Raw genomic sequence first — 23,843 nt, 5'->3', positions numbered from 1 at the left:
GAGATTCCTCTATATAGATGAACACATGATGGTCGTGGATAAGCCCCACGGCCTTTTAAGCGTGCCTGGTAAAGGTCCGTCCGGCGAGGACTGCCTCAGTCGGCGTGTTCAGGCCGAATACCCGGATGCTTTGATCGTGCATCGGCTGGATATGGCGACGTCGGGCGTCATGGTTCTGGCGCGTGGGGCGGAGGCACACCGAACCCTGTCCATGGCCTTTGCCGATCGCCGCACGGATAAAGCCTATGTGGCCGTTGTGGCGGGGCAGATGGCCACCGACGCCGGCGAGGTCGACCTGCCGCTGATCACCGACTGGCCTAATCGTCCCAGACAGATGGTCGATCATGTAATCGGCAAACCGTCTTTGACGCGCTATTGCGTTCTGGCGCGTGGGGCTGGGACGACGCGCTTAGCGCTCGAGCCTGTAACGGGGCGGTCGCATCAGTTGCGTGTCCATATGCTGGCACTGGGGCATCCGATCGTGGGTGACGCGCTGTATGCGCCACCGGAAATTAACGCGAAAAGCCCGCGCCTGTTGCTGCATGCCGAACGGCTTGAGTTGCCGCATCCGGTGACAGGGGAGCGGATGGCATTTGTGTCACCGGCGCCATTCTGAATTGTGCCGAAGGCAGCGGACGGCTATGAAAACGCCATGACCAAGCCAAAGATTCTCCTGACCCGTCCGTGGCCCGAAGCGGCCGAAACCTGGATTTCCGAACGCTATGACGTAACCGTCAATCGTACCGGCCAGCCGCTCAGCCCGGACGAGCTGAAGGCGGCGATGCTGGCCTATGACGGCCTGTGCCCGACAGTGACGGACAAGCTTGACGCGGAAATCCTGGGCCAGCCGGGCGCGCGGGTAAAGGTCATTGCTAATTTTGGAGTCGGCTTCGAACATATCGACCTCCAGGCGGCGACATCCGCCGGCATTGTGGTTGCCAATACGCCTGACGTGCTGACCGACGCCACGGCCGATATCGCGCTGCTGCTGATGCTTATGACCAGCCGGCGTGGCGGCGAGGGCGAGCGCCAGGTGCGCGCCGACGGCTGGAAGGGCTGGGGGACTACGCATATGCTGGGGCAGTCGCTGCAGGGCAAGACGCTGGGCCTGTTCGGTTTTGGCCGGATTGCTCAGGCTGTGGCGCGCCGCGCCAGCCTGGCCCTGTCCATGAAGATTGCTTATGCCAGCCGCAGCCGCGTGGCGCCCGATATCGAAGCCGAGCTGGGCGCGACCTATGTCGAAAGCCTCGATGAGTTGGCGGCAATGTCGGATGTCTTGTCGATGCATTGCCCGGGCGGCGCAGCGACGCGGCATCTGGTCAATGCCCGCCTGCTGGGGCTGATGAAGCCGACAGCGATCCTGATCAATACGGCGCGCGGCTCGGTCGTCCATGAAGCCGAATTGGCCCAGGCCTTGCGCGACAACGTCATCTGGGCGGCGGGGCTCGACGTCTACGAAAAGGAGCCGGTCGTGCATCCGGATCTACTTGGGCTCGACAATGCCGTCCTGTTGCCGCACCTCGGCAGCGCGACGATCGAGACGCGCAACGAGATGGGCATGCGCGCCGCCACCAATATCGACGCCTTCTTCCGCGGCGAAGCCCCTCGTGACCGGATCGCTTGAGATCGTCGCGCCGGTAATTAAGGGCTGGCTGGAAGCGGCCAGGCCCTTGATTGTCGGCATCTGTGGATCGCAGGGCTCCGGCAAGTCGACTTTGTCTCGGCGTCTGGCGGAACATTTCGAAGAGGGGGGCGTGCGTGTCGCCGTCCTGTCACTGGATGATCTCTATTTGTCACGCGAGGCACGGGTGCGGCTGGCGGACAGCGTCAGCCCAATGTTCGCTACACGTGGCGTGCCCGGCACGCACGATGTCGCGCTGGGCGAGGCGGTGCTCGATGCCTTGAAAGCCGGCTGGCCGGTGCACCTGCCGCGCTTCGACAAGGCCAGTGATCAACCGGCGCCACAAGGCGATTGGCCATTGGTCGAAGGTGCCGATCTGATCCTGTTTGAAGGCTGGTGCATCGGAGCGATTCCGCAGGCCGATTACGAACTGCGCGAGCCGGTCAATAATTTGGAAGCGACACTGGATGCGCAGGGCGTCTGGCGCCGCCACGTCAATGACGCGCTGAAGGGGCCGTATCGGCAGTTGTTCAGCAAGATGGACCGTCTGATCCTGCTGGCTGCGCCCGATTTCACCGTTGTGACCGAATGGCGGACACAGGCCGAGCACGAGTTGCGCGACCGGTTGAAGCGCGAAGGCCGTACGGGCACGCGCGTTATGACCGATAGCGAGGTCGCACGCTTTGTCCTGCATTATGAGCGCCTGACTCAGGCTATCCTGCGCGAAATGCCGCCCCGCGCCGATCTGACTTTAAAGCTCGATGCGGGGCGGCGCGTGATCAGCCAAGCGCCACCCGCCGGGTGATGCCGATGGCGTCGAGAAATGCTTCGTCGTGGCTGACGACGATCAAAGCGCCGTCATAGGCTTTCAAACCGGCTTCAACAGCTTCGATCGAATCGATGTCGAGGTGGTTGGTCGGCTCGTCGAGACACAACAGCCAGGGCGGCGTGGCGCCCAGCACGCAGGCCAGTCCGGCGCGCAGACGCTGGCCGCCGCTCAAAGTGCCCACGGTTTGCAGGGCGGCATCGGCGCGGAACATGAAGCGTGCCAAAGCCGCCCGGCAGATGTTCTCATCGCTGTCGGGATGAAGGCGGCGAAAGTTGTCGCGGATGGGAAGGGAAGGATCGAGCAGACCGACCTGTTGATCCAGCAGTGCCAGGCGGTCAGTCATCTGGAGCACGCCATGTTGCGGGGCAAGTCCGCCGGTGATCAGGTTGAGAAGGGTGGTTTTGCCTGAACCATTTGGGCCGGTGATCGCGATGCGCTCCGGCCCCGTCATATGAAGATCGAAATCGCGGATAACCGGCAGATCGTAGCCGGCGGTGACGTTCTCAAGCCTCAGGACGGTTCGGCCCGACGGCAGGTTAGTCGCCGGCAGGGTGACGGCAAAAGGTTGCAGCACTTCGATACGCTGCCGTGCCGCAGTTATCGCGGTGTCAGCTTCGGCACGCTGGCGTTCGGCCAGCCGGGCATTGCCGCCGGACGTGTTCTCGCTGCGGTTCTTCATCATGCCCAGCAGGATTTTCGGGGCGTCACCTTTCGCAGCTTTCTTTCGCCCGACGCTGTCTTTTCGGGCCTTGCGCTCGGCGGTCACCTGCGCGGTGCGGGCGATATCGGCCGCATAGGCTTCCGCGTGTTCCAGGTCGTGCCGTGCAGCCGCGAGGTCCTGGGCGTTGCGCGTGCGATAGTGGCTCCAGTTGCCGCCGTAGGATGTCGCGCCGAGCGAGGTCAGTTCGACGATCGCATCCATGGTCTCCAGCAGTTCGCGGTCGTGGCTGACGACGACCGCGCCTTTGCGCCAGCCGCTTAACAGGTCAAGGACGGCCTGACGTCCCTGCCGATCGAGATGGTTTGTCGGTTCGTCAAGCAGCAGGATGTCCGGCGCATGGAAGGTTAGTGCCGCCAAAGCGGCACGCGTCTGCTGGCCGCCGGATAAACGATCGAGCGCGGTGTCGGGATCAACCTCCAGACCAAGACGCGCCAGGGCCTCTGCCAGACGGTCTTCCAGCGTCCAGTCGGCATTGCCGAGATCGTCTTCGGTGGCTTCGCCAGACTCGGCGCGGCGTAAGACGGCAAGGGCGTCGGTGACGCCGAACAGATCCGCCACGGTTGCGCCGGGGGGAGGGGATTGGCGTAAAGTCCCCAGCGTTCCGGCGATCGTGATGGTGCCGGACTGTGGCGGCAGATCGCCGTTGATCAGGCTGAGAAGCGTTGACTTACCCGTACCATTGCGGCCGATCAGGCCGGTACGGTGGGCGTCGAAGGTGAGATCAAGGTGGGAAAACAGCGCGCGGCCGTCCCGGAGCGACCACGACAGGTCACGAAGGATAATAGCAGACATGGAAATTCCTGAAGGAGAACAACAAAAGGGCGTGTCTCTGTCGGGAAAAATTACATGGTCTGCGGAACTCCGGTTGCGCTTCGAACCGCCACATAGTCACTGCGGATACAAATAGCAAGTTTGATTCAGATAACGGGCTTATCGATTCCTGATCTTTTGAAGTTTCTATTCGCATGGGAAGGTGATGCGACGTTGCGCTAAAACTTTCCCATGGTTTGGGCAGCGCCTCCCGGTTGCCCCCTATGATCGACGGCCTATCCCTACCGTGCGATCTCAAATTGGCCCTCCGGATGTCCATCCCGGAGGGCATTTTTTTTGCAGAATCTTTAATTGTGCACCTGCGCACGCCGGTCTAGAACGTGGCTCCCTTATCTTTTAGAAAAACAGGAGAGTCTCCGATGTTGCGTACGGCAAAGGCCCATTGGGCCGGTAATGGCATGCAAGGCGAAGGCACGGTGACGACCCAGTCGGGTGTGCTGAACAGCCAGCCCTATAGCTTCAAGCTGCGTTTTGAAAACGCTGACGGCAAGGCCGGCACGAACCCCGAAGAACTGATTGCTGCGGCCCATTCGAGCTGCTTCTCGATGGCCCTGGCGTTTGCGCTGGCCAATGCGGGCTTTACCGCCGACAGCATCGATACCGACGCGCAAGTGACACTGACACCGGGCGACGGTGGTTTCTCGATTACCGCGATTGCGCTCAAGCTGACGGCCAAGATCCCGAACATCGACCAGGCTCAGTTCGCCCAAATCGCCGATGGCGCCAAGGCCAACTGCCCGATTTCCAAGGCGCTGTCGGCTGTGCCGATCACGCTGGAAGCGACGCTGGCCTAGTTTTCGACGAGTTCGCAGCGGGCGGTTTTCAGCCGCCCGCTGTAGAGCCTGAAATCCGATTTCGGATTGGGCTTTTCAAGACGCGATACGGTTGCCAGTTCGCGCACATCCTCAAAACAGACATCCAGATTTATCGACCGCCGCGCCTGAACGATGATGAGCGCGGTTTGACCGGCTGTGTCCGATGTCGGCCAAGTGTAGCGTTCGCGCTCGACCATACCGACGACGGGGAGGTCATGCAGGTGGAAGCTCAGCTCGCCCTGGGTGTTGTAGTCGGTGGTGGCGATGAAGGTGGCGCCGGACTGGTTTTGTCGGACGCCTGCGGCGACCTTATCCCAGCCGATGCTTAAGCCTGCGGCACCCGGGAGTTTCAGCACACTGCTTAAAGACAGGATCGTCAGGGCTATCACACTGATCGTAATGCCCACGGGGGCAGTCCAACTGCGCAGGCGCGGCCAGTGTGTTTCGGCGGCATAGGCGGCCAATAGCACGAGACCGGGAAAGATCGGCGCTGGCCAATTGCCCTGAATGCGGTCATGGAAAACGTGCGTTAGCATGTAGACGATCAGTGGCAAGGGGAGGGCGATCAGCAGGGCCAGCCGGGTGTCGGACCGATCGCGCCACCACAGGCCTGCACCGGCGGCAGCAAAGGCGCAGATCAGCGGATTGAGAAGAAGGGGCTGCGACAGCAGGAATTCAACGAGGTAGCTCAGCGTAAACTGACCGGCTTCGATGCGGCCGAACTGCTTTTGCAAGGTGGCGAAGTCGTGCGCCAGATTCCACGCCAGGTTTGGAGCCATGCCGATCAGCGCGACGATGCCGCCGAGATAGGGCCAGGGCGTCAGCAGCCAGCGTCTCGCATCCTTGTTGATGGCGACCCAGACGGCGACGCCGACACCTAAGAACAGGTTGGTGTACTTGGCTTCGACGCCAAGCCCGGCAAACGCGCCGAAGATCAGCCACCAATATCCCTGGCCGGATGCGATCAGCCTTGCCAGCGCCCACAGGCCTGCGCCCCACATCAGCACCGATGGCGGATCGGGCGTGGCGATGACAGAGCCAATGCTGAGCAGCAGGCAAGCATTGAGCCACAGCAATGTCCGGCGTGCGACGGCTTCGTTGAGCAGGACGCGCGCCGCGTCGAACATCAGCCAGCTTAAGGCCAGGAAGCTGAGGATGAAGGGCAGGCGGACGGCGAAAGGTGTGTGGCCGAAAATGGCTGTGCTGACGGTGATCCACCACGCCACCATCGGTGGGTGGTCGTAGTATCCGGCTGCCGGATGCTGCGCCCATAGCCAGTAATAGGCTTCGTCCGGCACCAGTCCGCTGACACTGGCCGTGATGAGGCGCAGAACGGTCAGGCCGACAATGATTGGCAGATAGGGGATAGTTTTGAGGCGCTGCAGGATTTCAGGCACGGGCGTCTTTGGCAGAGAGGGGTTTGCAAGGAAGTAAGAAACCCCACCACCACATCTCACTCGCCATCTGCCGATGGCTCACTCGTGCGGTCCCCCTCCCCGGCAAAGCCAGGGAGGTATAAGAAAGCGGTCTCTCCCTTTATACCTTCCCAACTTGTTGGGGAGTGGGACCATCTGCGGAGCAGATGGTGGTGGGGTTTCTTACTTTAAGCCGTCTTCTTTTTCACCGGCGCCTTCTTGGCGGCGGCGGGTTTCTTCGCCGCCGTTGTCTTGGGCGCTGCTTTCTTTGCAGGCGCCTTTTTGCCGGCAGCCTTCTTGACGCCGCCCTTGGCGTTGATCAGGTCCAGCGCCTGTTCGATGGTCACGGTCTCGGGCGTCACGTCCTTGGGCAGGGTCGCATTGACCTTGCCGCACTTGATGTACGGCCCATAGCGGCCGGACATGACCTGGATCTTGTCGCCGCTGTCCGGATGCTCGCCCAGTTCACGCAGAGGCGCCACAGCCGAGGCGCGGCCCTTGCCGCCGCCACCGGCGCGCTTTTCCGCCAGCAGTGTCACTGCGCGGTTGATGCCGACTTCGAACACTTCATCAATTCCGGAAAGGTTCGCATAGGTGCCGGCGTGTTCGATAAAAGGCCCGAAGCGCCCCAGACCCGCCACGATCGGCTTGCTGTCTTCCGGATGCTGGCCGACCTGACGCGGCAGGGTCAGCAGCTTCAGCGCGCGATCGAGATCGATGCTGGCTGGCGGCCATGCTTTCGGCAGCGACGCGCGCTTGGGTTTGTCGTCTTTCGACTCGGCTTCACCCAGTTGTACGTAAGGCCCGAAGCGGCCGATCTTCATGGCAACGATCTTGCCGGTTTCCGGATCGGTGCCCAGTTCCTGATCGCCAGCGACGCCGTCGTCTCCCTGCGCATCGGGCGAGCCGACCTTGCGCGTGTACTTGCATTCCGGATAGTTCGAGCAGCCGATAAAGGCGCCGAAGCGCGACGTCTTCAGGCTCAGCAGGCCGTTTCCGCAGGTCGGGCAGGCGCGCGGATTGGTGCCGTCGCCCTTGTCCGGGAAGATGTGCGGGCCAAGCGCCTCGTTCAACGTATCCAGAACCTGGGAAACGCGAAGCTCGGTCATCCCTTCGGCAGCGGCGTGGAAATCATTCCAGAATTCCCGAAGCAATACCTTCCAGTCGAGCTTGCCGTCGGAGACCAGGTCGAGCTTTTCTTCCAGGTCGGCGGTGAAGTCGTACTGGACGTACTTCTTGAAGAACTGGTCGAGGAAGGCAGTGACCAGGCGGCCCTTGTCTTCCGGGATGAAACGGTTCTTGTCCATGCGGACATAGTCACGGTCGCGCAGCACGCTCAGGATAGAGGCGTAGGTCGAGGGACGGCCGATGCCGAGTTCTTCCATCTTCTTGACCAGGGTCGCTTCCGAATAGCGCGGGGGTGGCTCGGTGAAGTGCTGGGCTGGCTTGACCTCGTGCACTTGCGCAGCTGTGCCGGCCTTGACGGCGGGCAGGCGGCCGCCTTCCTCATCGCCGTCGTCGTCCTTACCTTCTTCGTAGACGGCCAGATAGCCGTCGAAGGTCACGACCTGACCCGTGGCGCGCAGGCCCGTCTGCTTGTCGGCGGACAGGATGTTGATGACGGTGTTTTCGACGCGCGCCGATTCCATCTGCGAAGCGATGGTCCGCTTCCAGATCAGCTCATAGAGGCGCGCTTGGTCGCCGTCGAGGCGCAGGGTTTCCGGGCGGCGATAGACCGAGGTCGGGCGGATGGCTTCGTGGGCTTCCTGGGCGTTCTTGGCCTTGGCCTTGTAGAAACGCGGCTCGGACGGCACGTAGGAGGCGCCGAAACGCTCGCCGATGGCCTTGCGCATCTCAGCGATGGCGCCGGGTTCGACGTAGACGCCGTCGGTACGCATATAGGTGATCAGGCCGGTCGTTTCGCCGCCGATATCGACGCCTTCGTAGAGTTTTTGGGCCGTCTGCATGGTGCGCGTGGCCGAGAAGCCGAGCTTGCGTGACGCTTCTTGTTGCAGGGTCGAGGTGGTGAAGGGCGGCGGTGGTGACTTCTTGCCGGGCTTCTGTTCGACGTCCTCGATGGCGAAGGTCGACTTTTGAATCGTATCGCGCGCGGCAAAGGCGGCGGCTTCGTTCGGCATGTCGAACTTGCCCAGCTTCTTGCCGTTCAGCTGGAACAGGCGCGCGGTGAACGGCGCCGTCGACGACGACACCTGGGTGTCGACCGTCCAGTATTCTTCGGTCTTGAACTTTTCGATCTCGATTTCGCGGTCGACGACGATCTTCAGTGCCACCGACTGGACGCGACCGGCAGAGCGGGCGCCCGGCAGCTTGCGCCACAAGACAGGCGACAGGGTGAAGCCGACGAGATAGTCGAGCGCGCGGCGGGCCAGATAGGCCTCGACCAGTTCCATGTCGAGCTGGCGCGGCGCCGCCATAGCTTCCTGCACCGCCGATTTGGTAATGGCGTTGAAGGTGACGCGCTCGATCTGCTTTTCCTTCAGAACGCGCTTTTTATTCAGCACCTCCAGGACGTGCCACGAGATGGCTTCACCTTCACGATCCGGGTCGGTCGCCAGAATCACGCGGTCGGCGTTCTTGACGGCGTCGGCGATGTCGCTGAGGCGCTTGTTCGCCTTGGCGTCGATCTCCCACGTCATGGCGAAGTCCTCATCGGGCTTCACCGAGCCGTCCTTGGACGGCAGGTCGCGGACGTGGCCGAAGCTGGCCAGCACGGTATAACCCTTGCCGAGATACTTGTTGATGGTTTTGGCCTTGGCAGGGCTCTCGACGATAACGACGGTCATGAAATCTCTTGGCAGGCGAACACAAACGTTCAAAGCTCGACACGAAACATTCGTGGGGGAGGCAAAACCGGCGGGGCGCAACAGCGGCGCACTGGTTTCGGAGCCCCGCATACATGCTAATCGATTCCGCCTATGTCAACGGCTTTACAAAAGTGTGCGCACAACTTTGGGTATGCAATTATTGAAATGCCCGCATGAATGTGATCTTCTCCGACTCAAAACGGAACCCCTTCATGACCGACCAACCCTCTGGCGACGCAACACTTTCCGACGCAGAAAAGCGCGAAATGCTTGACTATATCGCGCACATGTCCCTGGAGCTTGCAGAACTGGCGGAAAAGATCGAAGCCGATGATCTCAGCCAGGCCCTGCGCATGGCGGGAATCCGGGCGCTGGATCATCTAAACGCCGAAACCTAAGAACGAACGTAACCGCCGCCGGGAACGGAATCGATCTTGCCGGCGATTTCCAGTTCGCTCAGGGCGCACAGGGCGACAAAGGCCGGAAACCCCGACAGCCGTACCAGTTCATCACGCCCCATGGGCACGGGGCTTGTCAGTTGCAGCAAGACCTTGGTGGCGCTGGCTATATCTGTTTCGATACTGGGAGACGTTAGTGCGTCGTGCGTGAAGCGCGATCCCGGCGACTCAAAACCGATATGGGTATCGAGGGCGCGGATGACGTCTTCGGCATTTTCGCAGATATGGGCGCCCTGGCGCAGCAGGTCGTTACAGCCGCGGGCGCGGGGATCGAGCGGCGAACCGGGCACCGCAAACACATCGCGATTCTGTTCCGCCGCCAGTCGCGCCGTGATCAATGAGCCAGAGCGCAGTTCGGCTTCGACGACGATGGTGGCGAGACTGAGGCCGGAGATGATGCGGTTGCGGCGGGGAAAATCGCGCGCCTGCGCCGTATAGCTGACCGGACTTTCCGACAGGATCAGGCCTTGCTCACCGATAGTCTTGTAAAGCGCGGCGTTTTCCGGCGGATAGACGTCGTCGATCCCGCCGCCCAGAACCGCGACTGTGCCCGATGTCAGCGCGGCTGTGTGGGCGCGGGTGTCGATGCCGCGTGCCAGGCCTGAGACAATGGTAAAACCTGCCTCGCCAAGTTCGCGCGCCAACTGCTGCGCCAGGGTCTGGCCGGCGGCGGAGGCATTGCGTGCGCCGACAATGGCGGCGGCGCGGCGATTGAGCGGCAGGCCTGGGCCGAGACTCCACAGGACGGGCGGGGCGGCGTCGATCTGCGCCAGCAGGGAGGGGTAGTGCGAATCGCCCGCCAGCAACAGACGGGCGTGAATGGCTTCGCCGCGCTTGAGTTCTTCGTGGACCTTTGCTTCGGGCGCGGCAGTGAACTTGCCCCCCGATCGGCCGACAACGGCGGGCAGGGCGTCGAGTGCGGTCATGGCATTGCCGAAGCGCTGCATCAGGTTGGCGAAGTTGACTGGCCCCACGCGCTCGGTGCGCGCCAATCGCAAACGGGCGAAACGTTCGGTGTCGGTGGTGGCCGTGGTGATGCGGTCGAATGGCATGAGGTCCCTCTACCGGGAGGTTAGCAGGCCGCTATCAACCTCTCAAGCGCGTAAAAGCGGGAGACGTTTCCGCCTCCCGCTTTTGTCGTTTCTGCGCATGATTTACGCCGCCAGCTTCTGGATGCACACGCCTTCGTCGTGGATCGGGCAGGGGGCAATGGCTTCGTGATCGATCGTCCCACCGTTCAATTCGTTCGAGAAGGCGTGGTTGACGTCGCGGTGGTGGGCCTCATCGGCACGGACGACCAGGACGACGTCGCGCAGGGTGGCAGTGTCCGGCAGCTTCCAGTAGCGCTTGGCGATTTCGGGCGCCGGCACGTTGGGGCTGCGGCCTTCGTCGATCTCGGCCAGGTAATGGGTGTAGCTGATGACGGCCTCTTCCTCGAAATAGCCGACGATGCGGTGCGCGGTCTTTGGGGTGACCACGTAGAGCAGGAAGAAGGCGATGTAGAATACCCATTGCACGGCGACAATAACCAGGCGTTCGAACAGGGTTGGCTTGGCGACCTCGATAAAGGTCATCAGGTGCATGCGCTCGTTTTCGGCTTCCTCCATAAGCGTCCGGATCCAGCCGCGGTCGTCCTGCATGCGGCGAAGGCACTTCAGGTGGTTGAGCGTGGCGCCGACCATGCCCGGAACCGCCGCAACCGTTTCCAGCACGATGGCGCGGTGGCCGTAGCGCTTGGCAAAGAAGGTGTCCGCGCAGAAACGCAGCAGCTTGGTGAAGCCGAGCGCGAAACGGTCGGACAGGTTGACCGGCTTATGGTGGACGGTCAGGTCGATGGCGGGTTCGGTGTACATGGCGCAGGCCCTTTCAACTCACTGGGCCTCTTATAGTTCCGCTACGGCGCGGTTTCCTTGATCCGGATCAAATCGCGCTCACGCCTCGGATGCGGCCTCTTTCTTCTTGCCGATCTTCGGCTCTTCGCCCTTGAGCAGGCGTTTGATGTTGTCGGCGTGGCGGATGTAGATCAGCACCGCCATGAACAGAGCCATGCCGCAGAAGGCGTAGGGCGGGTCGATATAGGGGATAAGCAGGCTGACAGGCACAACCAGCGCCGCCGCGACCAGGGCCGACAGCGAACTGATACGGAAGGTGAAGGCAGTCAGCAGCCACAGGCCGCCGGCAACCAGCCCCATGGGCCAGCAGGCGGCAAACAAAGTCCCTAAGAAGGTCGCGACGCCCTTGCCGCCCTTGAACTTCAGCCAGACGGGGAAGAGGTGGCCCAGGAATGCGGCGGCGCCCGCCAGCGCCATGGCGATGCGGCGCGTCTCAAGGTCGGCCGACAGCAGCAGCGCGAAGGCCAGGCCTACGGCGGCCGCGCCCTTGCCGGTGTCGCCGACGAAGGTCATCAGCGCCAGGTCCTTGCGGCCGGTCCTCAGCACATTGGTGGCGCCGATATTACCCGAGCCGATGGAGCGGATATCGATGCCGGCCATGCGTGTCGCCAGAACCCCGAACGGGATCGAGCCCAGAAGATACCCGCCGATGACGGCCAGGGCATAGATGGCTGGGGCGGGGAAGGCGTTCACTGGGTGTCCAATCGCTTATGCCTGATAGACGATTCGGCCGTCGACCAGGGTTTTCAGCACCTTGCCCTGTAACGTGCGGTTTTCAAAGGGTGAGTTCTTAGATTTCGACAGGATGTCGCGCTCGCGCAACGCGAAGGGGGCGTCGATATCGACCAGAATCAGGTCGGCCGGGGCGCCCTTGGCGATGCGGCCGGCTTCGAGGCCCAGCAGTTGCGCTGGGTTCTGCGTCACGGCGCGCAGGATATCGATCAAGGGGATATCGTTTTCGAGGTGCAGGCCGATCAGCGCCGGCAGAAGCGTCTGCAGGCCAATGGCGCCAGGCGCGGCTTCGGAAAACGGCAGGCGCTTGTCTTCGGCGGGCGCTGGCGAATGGTTCGACACCACGACATCGATCAACCCGTTGGCCAGCGCATCAACGCAGGCCAGGCGATCGCGTTCGGCGCGCAAGGGGGGATCGAGGCGGTAGAAGGTGCGGTAGTCGCCGATATCGATCTCGTTGAACACCAGATGGTTGATGCTGGCTGAAGCGTAGACGTCCAGCCCCTTGGTCTTGGCGCGTTCCAGCGACGCCAGGCCTTCGGCGGTCGAGACCTGGTCGACCAGGAAACGTGCGCCGGTCAGTTCGACCAGGGCCAGGTCGCGCTCCATCATGATGCGTTCGCTGAGCGCCGAGACGCCGGCCAGGCCCATGCGCGCGGCCATCTCGCCCGAGGTGGCGACGGCGCCTTCGGACAGCCACGGCTCTTTCGGGCGATGGGCGATCAGGGCATTGAAGCCGTTGGCGTAGCTGAGCACGCGCGACAGGATCTTGGAATTGACGATCGGCTGGTCGGCGTCGGTGAAATAGAGCGCGCCCATTTCGGCCATCAGGCCGATCTCGGCCATCTGCTGGCCCTTGTTTTCCTTGGTGGCGGCGCCAGCGGGATAGACGTGGACCAGTTCGATGTCGCGTGCCCGGCGCAGGATGAAGTCGACCATAGCCGGTTCGTCGATTACCGGATGGGTGTCGGGCTGGACGACAAACGACGTCACGCCGCCGGCGGCTGCGGCCAGGCAGGCGGACTTCAGCGTTTCCTTGGGTTCCGAGCCGGGTTCGCCGGTGCGCACGCGCATGTCGATCAGGCCCGGCATCAGAGCGTTTTCATTACAGTCGATGACGGTAATGCCGGTGTGGCCCGACGGCACGTCGTGGCCGTGGATGACGTCGGCGATAACGCCTTCGACGACGATGACGGAGCCGGGGCCGTCATATTCGCTGGCCGGGTCGATCAGGCGGGCATTGACGAAGGCGAGGGCGGTGGTGTTTGTCATAAGCCTTGTCCGGAGATCATTGCGCCGTCAAAGGAAGGTCCCCCTTCCGTCATTTGCTCTGCAAAAGCCACCTTCCCCGTAAACGGGGAAGGAAAAGTCGTCCTTCTAATTCCCTCCCCGTTTACGGGGAGGGGGGACCGCGAAGCGGTGGGAGGGGGAACGCTGGTCATCAGTTATTCTCCAGCCGAGCCGCGAGCGATGCCAGCACAGCCATGCGCGCGGCGACACCCATTTCAACCTGGTCCTGGATCAGCGAGACGGAAAGATCGTCGGCGACGTCCGAATCGATCTCGACACCGCGGTTCATGGGGCCGGGGTGCATGACGCGGACATCCTTTGCGGCCACAGCCAGCTTTTCGCGATCGAGTCCGAAAAACCGGAAATATTCGCGCGTCGACGGAATAAAGGCGCCGTCCATGCGCTCCAGTTGAAGGCGCAGCATCATCACCACATTGGCGCCGGCAATGCCTTCGCGCATATTGTGATAGACCTCGGTGCCCCATTCATCGGCATCCCCAGGAATCAGCGTCGGCGGCCCGACCAGGCGAACATTGGCGCCCATGGCGTTGAGCAGGATGACGTTCGAGCGCGCCACTCGCGAATGGGTCACGTCGCCACAGATCGCAATCGTCAGCCCATCGACATGGCCAAAGGCGCGGCGGATCGACAACATGTCGAGCAGGGCCTGGGTCGGGTGTTGGTGCTGACCGTCGCCGGCATTGATGACTGAACAGCCGACCTTTTGCGACAGAAGCGCTGCCGCCCCCGAAGCCGAATGGCGCACAACCAGCAGGTCCGGCTTCATGGCGTTCAATGTCACCGCCGTATCGACCAGGGTCTCGCCCTTGGCCACCGAAGACGATTTCATGCTCATGTTTACGGTGTCGGCGCCCAGCCGCTTGCCGGCCAGTTCAAAGCTCGACTGCGTCCGCGTCGAGTTTTCGAAGAACATGTTGACCAGGGTCTTGCCCTTGAGCAGGTCCAGCTTCTTGGTCGCCTGCCGGTTCAGGTCGACGAAGACGTCGGCCAGGTCGAGCAGGTTCATGATATCGGGCGGATCGAGGTCCTGCGCGCCCAGGAAATGCCGCTTGGGGAAGGGCAGTAGGCGCGTGCGGATCAGGTCATTGACGTCAGTGGTCATCGGGGTCATGGAGAGGTTGGATGCAAGGCGTGCATGCTGACACGATTTGGCCGGTTTGTGGCGGAGAACGCCGCAAAGCACAAGCAGGAAGGACCGTTTTCATGAAAACCCAGGCGGAAAAGGCAACGGAATTCGCAGCCCTGCACGACAGCGGTTGCTTTGTGATCCCCAATCCATGGGAGCGCGGCACGGCACGAATGCTTGCGGCCTTGGGCTTCAAGGCGCTGACGACGACCAGTGCGGGGTATGCGCGCTCGCTGGGCGTGCCGGACTACAATGCCGGGCGCGATCACGTGCTGGCCCATATTCGCGATCTGGCGGACGCCACGGACCTGCCTCTCGCGGCCGATCTGGAGAACGGCTTCGGCCACACGCCCGAAATCTGCGCCGAAACGATTCGTCTGGGCGCAGAAGCCGGCCTGGTCGGCGGCTCGATTGAGGATTCGACCGGCGACGACCGCGTCATCTACGATATCGCGGAGGCTACCGACCGGATGCGCGCCGCCGTGGAGGCTGCCAAAGCCCTGCCGTTCAAATTCACGCTGGTCGGGCGGGCGGAAAACTACCTGCATGGCCGTCGCGATCTGAAGGACACGATTGCGCGTCTGCAGGCCTATCAGGAAGCCGGCGCGGATGTGCTTTATGCGCCGGGTCTGGCGACGGTCGCGGACATAGCTGCCGTCTGCCGCGAAGTTGATCGGCCCGTGAATGTCTTGGGTGGGCTGGGGCCTAAACCGCTTTCGGTCAGCGAACTGGCGGCCCTGGGCGTGCGGCGCGTGTCGCTGGGAAGCTGGCTGCATTCGGCGGCTATGACCGCCTTTATCACGGCGGCGAAGGACGAGAGCTTCGGCTATATTTCCGGCCTGATCGGCGGTGGTGACCACAATGCGCTGCTCAACGCCGGGGCGGCCAAATAAAAAAGGCGCCCTGCGGAACAGGGCGCCTTCATCTTTACTTGAGTGACGCCATGTCGATGACGAAGCGATAACGGACATCGGATTTTACGACGCGCTCCCACGCTTCATTGATCTGGTCGATTCCAATGACTTCGATATCCGAGACGATGTTGTGCTCGCCGCAGAAGTCGAGCATTTCCTGCGTTTCCTTGATCGAGCCGATGGCGGAGCCGCTTAGGGACCGGCGACCGCCGATCAGCGCGAAGGCGCTTACGGGAACGGGATTGTCCGGAATACCGACCAGCACCATGGCGCCATCGATTTTCAGCATGTTGAGATAGGCGTTCCAGTCGATCGCCGCGCTGACCGTATTGATGATCAGGTCGAAGCTGCTGGCCAGTTTCGCGAAGGTTTCCGGATCGCTGGAGGCGTAGTAATGGTCGGCGCCCATGGCCAGGGCGTCATCCTTCTTGGACAGGGACTGGCTGATGACCGTGACTTCGGCGCCAAGGGCTTTGGCGAACTTGACGCCCATGTGGCCGAGGCCGCCGAGGCCGACAATGGCGACCGACTTGCCGGGGCCGGCATTCCAGTGCTTCAGCGGCGAATAGAGGGTGATGCCGGCACACAGCAGGGGCGCGGAGGCGTCGAGCGGCAGGTTGTCAGGGATCGACAGGACGTAGCCTTCACGGACGACGATATGGTCGGCATAGCCGCCGTAGGTTGGCGTGCCATCGCGGTCCATGCCGTTATAGGTCGCCGCCATCTGGTCCATCATGTACTGCTCGCGATCGACGTCGCGTTGCTGGCACTTCAGGCAGGAATCGACGAAGCAGCCGACGCCGACGGTATCGCCTTCCTTGAAGCGGCTGACCTTGGAACCGACTTCGCGGACGCGACCAACGATTTCATGGCCCGGCACCATCGGGAACAGGCCGGGGAACCAGTCATTGTTCACTTGGTGGATGTCGGAATGACAGACGCCGGAATAGAGGATGTCGATCACCACGTCGTCCTCATTGGGGGCGCGGCGCTCGAAAGTAAAAGGCTGCAACTTTTCATTGGGCGCGAGCGCAGCCCAGGCTTTGGCGAGTGTCATGGCGCAGATCTCTTTTATTTATGGGAAGGGTTGCCGGTGGACGATGCGCATATGGGACCACACGCTGTGCGGTGTAAGGGGCCGTTGCGTGCCTTCCTGTGGGTAATTTGCGCTTAAACCAGATGAAACAGCCACAACAGCAGCGGCAGGCAGATGGCGCTTAAACAGGTGGTCATGGCGACGATGCCGGCCATCAGCGGCGCGTCTCCGCCCATATGGCGGGCCTGGACGTAGGCGGCTGCCGCGCACGGGGCCGCGCCGCACGCCAGCGCTACGCCCTGGGCCATCAGGTCGCCGCCCAGAGCCCGGCAGATCAGCCAGGCCAGGATCGGCATGACCAGCACCTTGAAAAGCGATACGGCGCCGACCAGGACGGGCTGACGGTAGACATAGGCAAAGCTGAGGCCTGCGCCGGCCAGGATCAGGCCAGTGGGGATGGCGGCTTCGCCCAGCATGCGCAGGGATTTCTCGACGAACGGGATCGACGGCACATTCAGGAAATTGAAGCTGAGACCGATCAGGCACGAGGCGAAGATCGGATTGGTCAGCAGGGTCTTGGCCATGCCGAGCGGCGATTTGTCGGGTTTGACATCGCCTTCGGGTTCGCCCCAGCGCGCCAGCACCAGGATGCAGATCATATTGGAGGCGGGTATGAGCGCGCTGACGGCAATCGCCGCCAGAGTCATGGCGTCGTCACCGAAAATCCCTGCAGCCACCGGAATGAAGACAAACGAATTGAAGCGCATCAGCCCCTGGAAAACGCTGGTAAAGGTCGGGCCGGGCAGGCGCAGTATCGGTTTCAGCCCAAAGCCGACCACACTCGCCACCGCGACTGAGCCGAGCACGCCCATTGATACCGGGCCGGTTGAAAAGCCCGTCAGGTCGGCGTGCCAGATGGTTGGGATCAGAAAGCCCGGATACAGGACGTAGACGGCGAACTTCTCGATCGGCGGCCAGACGGGCAGGGGCAGGAAGCCGGACTTCTTCAGGCCATAGCCCAGCGCGATCAGCAGAAAGACCGGAACGATGCCATTAAGAATAGTGTCGAAGCTCAAAGGCCCCCATCTCCTAAGCCTGTGTCTCCGAAGCTGGCGTCAAGCATCCGGTCCAGCGCGCCCTGGAGAATATAGGCGGCCGCATTCTTGTCGATCGCCTCTGCGCGTTTGGCGCGGCTGAGGTCGGCCTCTTCGATCAGGAAGCGGTTCATCACCGACGACGACCAGCGCTCATCCCAGAAGGCGATAGGAATGTCGCGAAGACGCAGGAGATTGCGCGCGAACGCCCGACACGACTGGGCGCGCGGGCCTTCGGTGCCGTCCATATTGAACGGCAGGCCGATGACGATGCCGGCGGCTTCGCGCTGCGCCATCAGTTTGAACAGGCGTTCGGCCTCCAGTGTGAACTTGCTCTTGCGGATCAGCTCCAGCGGCGAGGCCAGGGTCAGGGAAATGTCGGATATCGCGACGCCAATCGTCTTTTCGCCGAGGTCGAGGCCCAGCAGACCCTGGCGCGGCGGCAACGCGCTCTTCAGTTCTGTAATGTCAATGACAGCCATGGCCATGCAATGGCCCCGGACGGGCTCCGAGTCAACGCATGTTGGTTTCAATTGCACACGTCAAGAAAGTGTCATGTGTAATCGTATCAATTTCACCTTCATTACTCTTGATTACATACTTGTCATAAATTACGAAAAGTTAATATCTGTAGCAACTTTAATAAAATGACGCATATTTAACTTAAATATCAGGGGCGGTTGTTGTATTTCTGATGCTGCGCCTAATACACATTCTGACTTCCCAGGAGCTTTCCAATGTCCCGTCTTTTTTCGGCCGTCGCCGTGATCTCTGCCACCCTGATTGGCGCAGCTACCCTTGCTCCCGTATCGGCCCTTGCCGCTGACGGCGGCTGGAACGAGGTGAGCGTCGACACCCGCGAGGTCGATTTCAACAAACGGTCCGACGTGGCCATGCTTTACAACCGCATTCAGGCGGCGGCGCGCATCGTTTGCGAGAGCGAAGCCTCTACCGATGTCCTGCAAAAGAACGCGGACAAGGCGTGCGAGGCGCGTCAGGTCGAAGCCGCCGTCGCACAGGTCAACCGGCCGCAGCTGACCGAACTGTCCGACCGCAAGGCGGGCCGTTCGCCGACGCGCTTGGCCTGGAACGAAGCTTCCCGCTGACACCCGGAGAGCCTGTCAGAGGAAGATAATGGGCCGCGCGCTTCGAAAAGTCGGGCGGCCCATTTTTTACAACTGATGCACGGTATTAAGACACCATTTTCGACGTCTGAAGGCTCGTGAAGGGTCTTTATCAAGGAGATCATCATGCAACGTTTGTTTGCACCCGCGGCCCTGTGCCTGCTGCTCGCCGCCACCGCCGCTGCCGTGCCCGCCATGGCGCGTGAGGAGGTCGGTGAAACAACCAATGTTCGCACCGACGGTGTTGACTTCAACAATCTTAGTGATGTGAAGGCCTTCTACGGCCGCCTGGAAAAGGCTTCGCATAAGGTGTGCGACATCGCCGGCGGCAGCCTTCAGGTGCGCAAGGACAATGCCGAGTGTCGCGCCCGCGCCATTGATGGCGCCGTGGCCGACCTGAAAAAGTCCCGCCTGAGCGAAATTCACATTCAACGCACGGCCGCCGAACCGCAGTTGGCCGACGCCCGCCGGCAACGTACCTGGTAATTGATCCTTCTGTCCTTCCGGCTCCTCCCGCAGTCCGGAATAAACTGGCCGCGCCGGTCCTGACGGCGCGGCCTTTTCTTTGCTCTGTTGCTATACTTTTCGCCATATCGCTCTGGCAGCACTTGCCAAAACCGCTTGCAATCGGCTAACCCGGCTCCTTCGGAATAAAGGAGTTCGATGATGGCCATTGATGTGGCGACCGTCAAAAAGGTGGCGAGCCTGTCGCGCCTCAGGGAAAGCGACGAGCGCCTGGAGGCGCTGGCCAGTGAACTGAACGGCATACTGGGCTGGATCGAACAGCTGAACGAGGTCGATGTTTCCGGTGCCGAGCCCATGACCACGGCCGTCGAAACCGGCACGCCCTTGCGTGACGATGTCATCAGCGATGGCGATAAGGTCAAGGACGTCACCGCCAATGCACCGAAGTCGGTCGACGGCTTCTTCATCGTGCCGAAGGTGGTGGAATAGTATGAGTGACCTGACCAAACTGACGCTCAAGGCCGCCGTTGACGGTCTGAAGAGCAAGCAATTTTCCTCGGCCGAACTGACTGACGCCTTTATCGGCGCCATCGAGACCGCCAATCCGGCGCTGAACGCCTATGTCGAGACAACCTTCGACAGGGCGCGCCAGCAGGCCGCTGCGTCCGACGCCAAGCTGGCCAAGGGCGAGGGCGGGGTGCTGGAGGGCGCGCCGCTGGGCATCAAGGATCTCTATTGCACCGAAGGCGTGCGCACGACCGCGTGCTCGGGCATCTTGGCCAACTTCGTGCCGACCTACGAATCGACCGTCACGGCCAATCTGTGGCGCGATGGCGCGGTCATGCTGGGCAAGCTGAACATGGACGAATTCGCCATGGGCTCGTCCAACGAAACCTCGCACTGGGGGCCGGTCACCAATCCGTGGAAGTCGCGCGGCTCCAACGCGGCGCTGACGCCAGGCGGGTCTTCAGGTGGTTCGGCTTCGGCTGTTGCCGCCGATCTGTGCCTCGCCGCGACCGCTTCGGACACCGGCGGTTCGATCCGTCAGCCGGCAGCGTTCACAGGCACGGTCGGCATCAAGCCGACCTATGGCCGCTGTTCACGCTACGGCATGGTCGCCTTTGCCTCGTCGCTCGACCAGGCCGGCCCGATCACCAAGACAGTCGAGGATTCCGCCATAATGCTGCAATCCATGTGCAGCCACGACGCCAAGGACTCGACGTCGCTCGACATCCCCGTGCCGGATTTTTCCAGCTTCCTGGGGCAATCGCTGAAGGGCCTGCGCGTCGGTATCCCCGACGAATATCGCCTCGACGGCATTCCGGCCGAGATCGACGCCCTGTGGGAACAAGGCATCGCCTGGCTGAAAGACGCCGGCGCCGAGATCGTCCGGATCAGCCTGCCGCACACCAAGTACGCCCTGCCGTGCTACTACATCATCGCCCCGGCCGAAGCCTCTTCGAACCTGGCGCGTTATGACGGCATGCGTTTCGGCCATCGTACCGACAAGGCGCAATCCCTGACCGACGTCTATGAGCTGTCGCGCTCCGAAGGCTTTGGCAAGGAGGTCAAGCGCCGCATCATGATCGGCACCTACGTGTTGTCGGCCGGCTTCTACGACGCCTACTACGTCAAGGCCCTGAAAGTCCGCCGCCGCATCGCAGAGGATTTCACCAATGCCTGGAACAGCTGCGACGTCATCCTGACGCCGGCGACGCCATCGGCCGCCTTCCAGCTGGGCGATGCGCAAAAGGCTGCCGATCCGGTCGCCATGTACCTGAACGACGTCTTCACTGTCACGACCAACCTGGCCGGTCTTCCTGGCATGTCGGTGCCCGCCGGCCTCGATTCGACCGGCCTGCCGCTGGGTCTGCAGGTCATCGGCAAGGCGCTGGACGAAGGTTCGGTGCTCAAGGCCGGCTACGCGCTTGAAAAAGCCGCGGGTTTCAACGCCCGTCCGGACCGCTGGTGGTAACCTGACGGGAATAACGGATAAACCGTTCTCCCGATGCGCGAAAGCCTTGTGTTTTCAGACTTCGCCCGCGTAAACTAAGACGCGGGCGGGGCCTGAGAGACGGCGCAGGACGCGCGGAGGACATGGCGGATGCTGAAGACGGTTCAGGATATGGTGGCTTGGGGACTTCTGGTCCTGCCGCTGATCGTCATCGCGTGGGCCGCCATGTGGTTCGTGCTGCTTGAGGCCGAACGCAACCGCCATGAGCGCTACAAGCGCTTCTACGCCATCATGGAACAGCTGAGCCGCTCCGACAGCGAGACCGCGTCGAAGATGGCGGCGGCCTATGAGCTGCGCAATTATCGCGACTACAAGGATGTCGTTGAGAAGATTTTCGTCGACGGCCGCATCCGCCAGGACACCGGCAAGGCGCTGGATACGCAACTGCGCGACACGCTGAAGGATATTTCCAAGCCGAGCGCATGATGCGTTTTTGTCGAACCGACATCATTATGCGCTCTGAAAGCTGACGCGCACGGAAATTTTTGTTGAATTTGTATCGACCTCTTGCCAAAGCGGCGTAATGCGGCAGTAATGCGGGTAACAAATTGTTAAGTGCGGGCCGACCGCACACAAGAAAGTACCCCGGAGCCACGCCGAGATGTCCAGCGCCAAACCCGTCGAAATTACCCTCAGGGGCGTCATACTCGGCGTCCTGATCACCATGCTGTTTACGGCGTCCCAGGTCTATATGGGGTTGCAGGTCGGCCTGACCTTCGCGACGTCCATTCCCGCAGCGGTCATTTCCATGGCGCTGCTGCGCTTTTTCAAATCAGCGACCATCCAGGAAAACAATATCGTCCAGACGATCGCGTCTTCGGCGGGGACCCTGGCCTCGGTAGTGTTCACCCTGCCGGGCCTGCTGATCATCGGCTGGTGGGCGCGCATTCCGTTCTTCACCACCTTCGCGGCCTGCGCCCTGGGTGGCATCCTTGGGGTCATGTACACCATGCCGCTGCGCCGGGCGCTGGTTTCGCAATCCAGCCTGCCGTACCCCGAAGGCGTGGCGGCGGCCGAAGTGCTGAAAGTCGGCACCTCGTCGCGCGAAGGCGCCGCCGAAGGCTCGGCCGGCCTGATGGCGGTGGTGTGGGGCAGCCTGGCATCGGCGGCCTATGCTGCGGCGGCCGTCAGCACCTTCATGGCGGCGGAAATCTCCAAATTCTTCAAGTTCGGCAATGGCTCGGGTGCGACGGGTCTGGCCGGTTCCAGCTCGCTGGCCCTGATGGGCGCCGGGCACCTGATGGGGATTACGGTCGGCATCGCCATGGCGTTCGGCCTGTTCCTGGCCTGGGGCGTCGGCGTGCCTGTACTGACCTCGATCACGCCCATGCCCACTGGCATTGAGTTCGAAGCCCATGCGGTCGGTCTGTGGAAGAACGGTGTGCGTTATATGGGCGCCGGCGCCATCGGCGTCGCGGCCCTGTGGGCGATTGGCAAGCTGATTGTGCCTGTATGGAAGGGCCTCGTGTCGGCGCTGGAAGCCAACAGGGCACGCCAGTCGGGGCAGGGCGATCTGTTGCCGCGTTCGGAGCAGGACCTGCCGATCTGGATCGTCGGCCTGGTCATACTGCTGTCGATCATTCCGGCAGCGTGGCTGCTGTCCGCTTTTATTTCCGGCAGTCCGCTGGCGCAGGTCGGCCTGCCGCTGGTCGTTGCCGGTACAGCCTATATCATCATTGTCGGCATGCTGGCGGCAGGTGTCTGCGGCTATATGGCCGGCCTGATCGGCGCGTCCAATTCGCCGGTTTCGGGTGTCGCTATCCTGACCGTTCTGGGGGCCTCGGTCATTATCGGCCTGATCGGCTACAAGCTGACCGGTCCGAATGTCGAGCAGGCGCTGATCGCCTTTGCCCTGATGGTGACGACGGTCGTCCTGGCCGTCGCGGTTATCGGCAACGACAACCTGCAGGACCTGAAGACCGGCCAGCTGGTCGACGCCACGCCGTGGAAGCAGCAGGTGGCACTGATCATCGGTGTTGTCGCCGGTGCGGTCATGGTGCCGATCACGCTGAACCTGCTCAACGACGTCTATGGCTTTCAGGGCGATCCCAACTACCACGCGCTTAAGCCCGGCCGTGAGTTGAATGCCCCACAGGCGACGCTGATCTCGACCCTGGCCAGGGGCGCTATCGGTGGGCACTTGCCGCTGATGTATCTTGGGATTGGCGCCCTGGTCGGCGCGGCGCTGATCGTTATCGACGAGGTGCTGAAAGGCAGCAGCAAGGGCAAGTATTCCTTGCCGCCCCTGGGTGTCGGCCTGGCCATCTACCTGCCATCGGCGGTGACGGCGCCGGTGGTGATCGGCGCCCTGGCCGGCTGGATCTTCGAAGGCATGGTGTCGCGGGCCAAGGGGGCCGAGATTGCCAAGCGTCTTGGGGTGCTGGTGGCGTCGGGTTTCATCGTCGGCGAAAGCCTGTTGAACGTCGTGTTCGCGACCCTGGTGTCGTTGACGCAGAACCCGGACATTGTGTCGCAGTTCGTGACGCCGCTGGCCAAGCCGTGGGATATGATCGCAGCGCTTGTTGCGGGGGGTGCGATTGTCGTGGGGCTTTATGTCTGGGCGGCAGGGCAGGGGAAAAAGATCGAGACGGAGAACTGAGCGATTCTCAGTCTTTCCGTC

At 62.1% G+C, this 23,843-nt stretch carries 23 protein-coding genes; 12 read left to right on the top strand and 11 right to left on the bottom strand.

The genetic code is table 11. The features are described from left to right. Positions 1-25 precede the first annotated feature (25 nt). From AC1DON_RS20425 to AC1DON_RS20415, 3 genes are read left to right on the top strand one after another with little or no spacing between them, the layout of a single operon-like run. Positions 26-616, top strand: coding sequence for an RluA family pseudouridine synthase (locus tag AC1DON_RS20425; RefSeq protein WP_476936665.1), 591 nt, complete (start codon positions 26-28; stop codon positions 614-616). 36 nt (positions 617-652) lie between these two features. After that, positions 653-1,624, top strand: a complete 972-nt coding sequence (locus AC1DON_RS20420) for a 2-hydroxyacid dehydrogenase (RefSeq protein ID WP_476936664.1) — start codon at positions 653-655, stop codon at positions 1,622-1,624. After that, entirely contained in the window at positions 1,608-2,426 is an 819-nt protein-coding gene (locus AC1DON_RS20415; RefSeq protein WP_476936663.1) for a kinase, read from the top strand. The genes AC1DON_RS20420 and AC1DON_RS20415 overlap by 17 nt, the downstream gene beginning before the upstream one ends. Here AC1DON_RS20415 and AC1DON_RS20410 read toward each other — a convergent pair. Beyond that, positions 2,401-3,963, bottom strand: coding sequence for an ABC-F family ATP-binding cassette domain-containing protein (locus tag AC1DON_RS20410; protein WP_476936662.1), 1,563 nt, complete (start codon positions 3,961-3,963; stop codon positions 2,401-2,403). The genes AC1DON_RS20415 and AC1DON_RS20410 overlap by 26 nt on opposite strands. 398 nt (positions 3,964-4,361) lie before the next feature. On the opposite strand from AC1DON_RS20410, the gene AC1DON_RS20405 reads away from it, so the two are divergent. After that, complete coding sequence (locus tag AC1DON_RS20405; RefSeq protein WP_476936661.1) at positions 4,362-4,796, top strand: OsmC family protein; 435 nt, start codon at positions 4,362-4,364, stop codon at positions 4,794-4,796. Here the strand turns inward: AC1DON_RS20405 and AC1DON_RS20400 are convergent. Then, positions 4,793-6,214 carry an ArnT family glycosyltransferase gene (locus AC1DON_RS20400; RefSeq protein WP_476936660.1) on the bottom strand — a complete coding sequence of 474 codons (1,422 nt, stop codon included), beginning with the start codon at positions 6,212-6,214 and terminating at the stop codon, positions 4,793-4,795. The two genes, AC1DON_RS20405 and AC1DON_RS20400, sit on opposite strands and share 4 nt — an antisense overlap. Positions 6,215-6,420: 206 nt before the next feature. Beyond that, positions 6,421-9,036, bottom strand: a complete 2,616-nt coding sequence (gene topA / locus AC1DON_RS20395; RefSeq protein ID WP_476936659.1) for a type I DNA topoisomerase — start codon at positions 9,034-9,036, stop codon at positions 6,421-6,423. A 233-nt stretch (positions 9,037-9,269) separates the two neighbouring features. Here topA and AC1DON_RS20390 point away from each other — a divergent pair, with 233 nt between their 5' ends. After that, on the top strand, positions 9,270-9,455 hold the full coding sequence (locus tag AC1DON_RS20390; RefSeq protein ID WP_476936658.1) for a hypothetical protein: 186 nt from the start codon (positions 9,270-9,272) through the stop codon (positions 9,453-9,455). Here the strand turns inward: AC1DON_RS20390 and dprA are convergent. The 5 genes from dprA to AC1DON_RS20365 form a co-directional block, all read right to left on the bottom strand. Then, positions 9,452-10,567 (bottom strand): DNA-processing protein DprA, encoded by a 1,116-nt coding sequence (dprA, locus tag AC1DON_RS20385; protein WP_476936657.1) that lies wholly within the window; start codon positions 10,565-10,567, stop codon positions 9,452-9,454. The genes AC1DON_RS20390 and dprA overlap by 4 nt on opposite strands. Positions 10,568-10,669: 102 nt before the next feature. Next, the gene (locus AC1DON_RS20380) at positions 10,670-11,368 is read right to left on the bottom strand and encodes an alternative oxidase (RefSeq protein ID WP_476936656.1); all 699 of its coding nucleotides are present in this window, start codon (positions 11,366-11,368) and stop codon (positions 10,670-10,672) included. 78 nt (positions 11,369-11,446) lie between these two features. Then, a complete protein-coding gene (plsY, locus tag AC1DON_RS20375) occupies positions 11,447-12,100 on the bottom strand; it encodes a glycerol-3-phosphate 1-O-acyltransferase PlsY (protein ID WP_476936655.1) in 654 nt (217 codons plus the stop codon). A gap of 15 nt (positions 12,101-12,115) precedes the next feature. Continuing rightward, complete coding sequence (gene pyrC / locus AC1DON_RS20370; protein ID WP_476936654.1) at positions 12,116-13,411, bottom strand: dihydroorotase; 1,296 nt, start codon at positions 13,409-13,411, stop codon at positions 12,116-12,118. Positions 13,412-13,580: 169 nt separating this feature from the next. After that, entirely contained in the window at positions 13,581-14,552 is a 972-nt protein-coding gene (locus AC1DON_RS20365; protein ID WP_476936653.1) for an aspartate carbamoyltransferase catalytic subunit, read from the bottom strand. Between the two features lie 101 nt (positions 14,553-14,653). On the opposite strand from AC1DON_RS20365, the gene AC1DON_RS20360 reads away from it, so the two are divergent. Beyond that, the gene (locus AC1DON_RS20360; RefSeq protein ID WP_476936652.1) at positions 14,654-15,469 is read left to right on the top strand and encodes an isocitrate lyase/PEP mutase family protein; all 816 of its coding nucleotides are present in this window, start codon (positions 14,654-14,656) and stop codon (positions 15,467-15,469) included. 34 nt (positions 15,470-15,503) lie between these two features. Here the strand turns inward: AC1DON_RS20360 and AC1DON_RS20355 are convergent, their stop codons facing one another. The 3 genes from AC1DON_RS20355 to ruvX all read right to left on the bottom strand — a co-directional run bounded on the left by AC1DON_RS20355 (position 15,504) and on the right by ruvX (position 18,102). Further along, positions 15,504-16,547, bottom strand: coding sequence for an NAD(P)-dependent alcohol dehydrogenase (locus AC1DON_RS20355; RefSeq protein ID WP_476936651.1), 1,044 nt, complete (start codon positions 16,545-16,547; stop codon positions 15,504-15,506). Positions 16,548-16,660: 113 nt separating this feature from the next. Continuing rightward, complete coding sequence (locus tag AC1DON_RS20350) at positions 16,661-17,602, bottom strand: AEC family transporter (RefSeq protein ID WP_476936650.1); 942 nt, start codon at positions 17,600-17,602, stop codon at positions 16,661-16,663. After that, entirely contained in the window at positions 17,599-18,102 is a 504-nt protein-coding gene (ruvX, locus tag AC1DON_RS20345; RefSeq protein ID WP_476936674.1) for a Holliday junction resolvase RuvX, read from the bottom strand. Before ruvX ends, AC1DON_RS20350 begins: the two co-directional genes overlap by 4 nt. A 255-nt stretch (positions 18,103-18,357) precedes the next feature. Between ruvX and AC1DON_RS20340 the strand changes: the two genes are divergently transcribed. The 6 genes from AC1DON_RS20340 to AC1DON_RS20315 all read left to right on the top strand — a co-directional run bounded on the left by AC1DON_RS20340 (position 18,358) and on the right by AC1DON_RS20315 (position 23,822). Further along, a complete protein-coding gene (locus AC1DON_RS20340; RefSeq protein ID WP_476936649.1) occupies positions 18,358-18,726 on the top strand; it encodes a UrcA family protein in 369 nt (122 codons plus the stop codon). A gap of 144 nt (positions 18,727-18,870) precedes the next feature. Continuing rightward, positions 18,871-19,230 carry a UrcA family protein gene (locus tag AC1DON_RS20335; RefSeq protein ID WP_476936648.1) on the top strand — a complete coding sequence of 120 codons (360 nt, stop codon included), beginning with the start codon at positions 18,871-18,873 and terminating at the stop codon, positions 19,228-19,230. 180 nt (positions 19,231-19,410) lie between these two features. After that, complete coding sequence (gene gatC, locus AC1DON_RS20330; RefSeq protein ID WP_476936673.1) at positions 19,411-19,698, top strand: Asp-tRNA(Asn)/Glu-tRNA(Gln) amidotransferase subunit GatC; 288 nt, start codon at positions 19,411-19,413, stop codon at positions 19,696-19,698. 1 nt (position 19,699) lies between these two features. Beyond that, complete coding sequence (gene gatA / locus AC1DON_RS20325; protein WP_476936647.1) at positions 19,700-21,184, top strand: Asp-tRNA(Asn)/Glu-tRNA(Gln) amidotransferase subunit GatA; 1,485 nt, start codon at positions 19,700-19,702, stop codon at positions 21,182-21,184. 129 nt (positions 21,185-21,313) lie between these two features. Then, on the top strand, positions 21,314-21,649 hold the full coding sequence (locus AC1DON_RS20320) for a hypothetical protein (RefSeq protein WP_476936646.1): 336 nt from the start codon (positions 21,314-21,316) through the stop codon (positions 21,647-21,649). A gap of 175 nt (positions 21,650-21,824) precedes the next feature. Then, positions 21,825-23,822 (top strand): OPT family oligopeptide transporter, encoded by a 1,998-nt coding sequence (locus AC1DON_RS20315; protein ID WP_476936645.1) that lies wholly within the window; start codon positions 21,825-21,827, stop codon positions 23,820-23,822. Positions 23,823-23,843: the final 21 nt, after the last annotated feature.

The organism is Asticcacaulis sp. P4_H10, assembly GCF_056400965.1.
The sequence above is the reverse complement of the archived record's forward strand: the minus strand, read 5'-3'. Positions and strand labels throughout refer to the sequence as shown.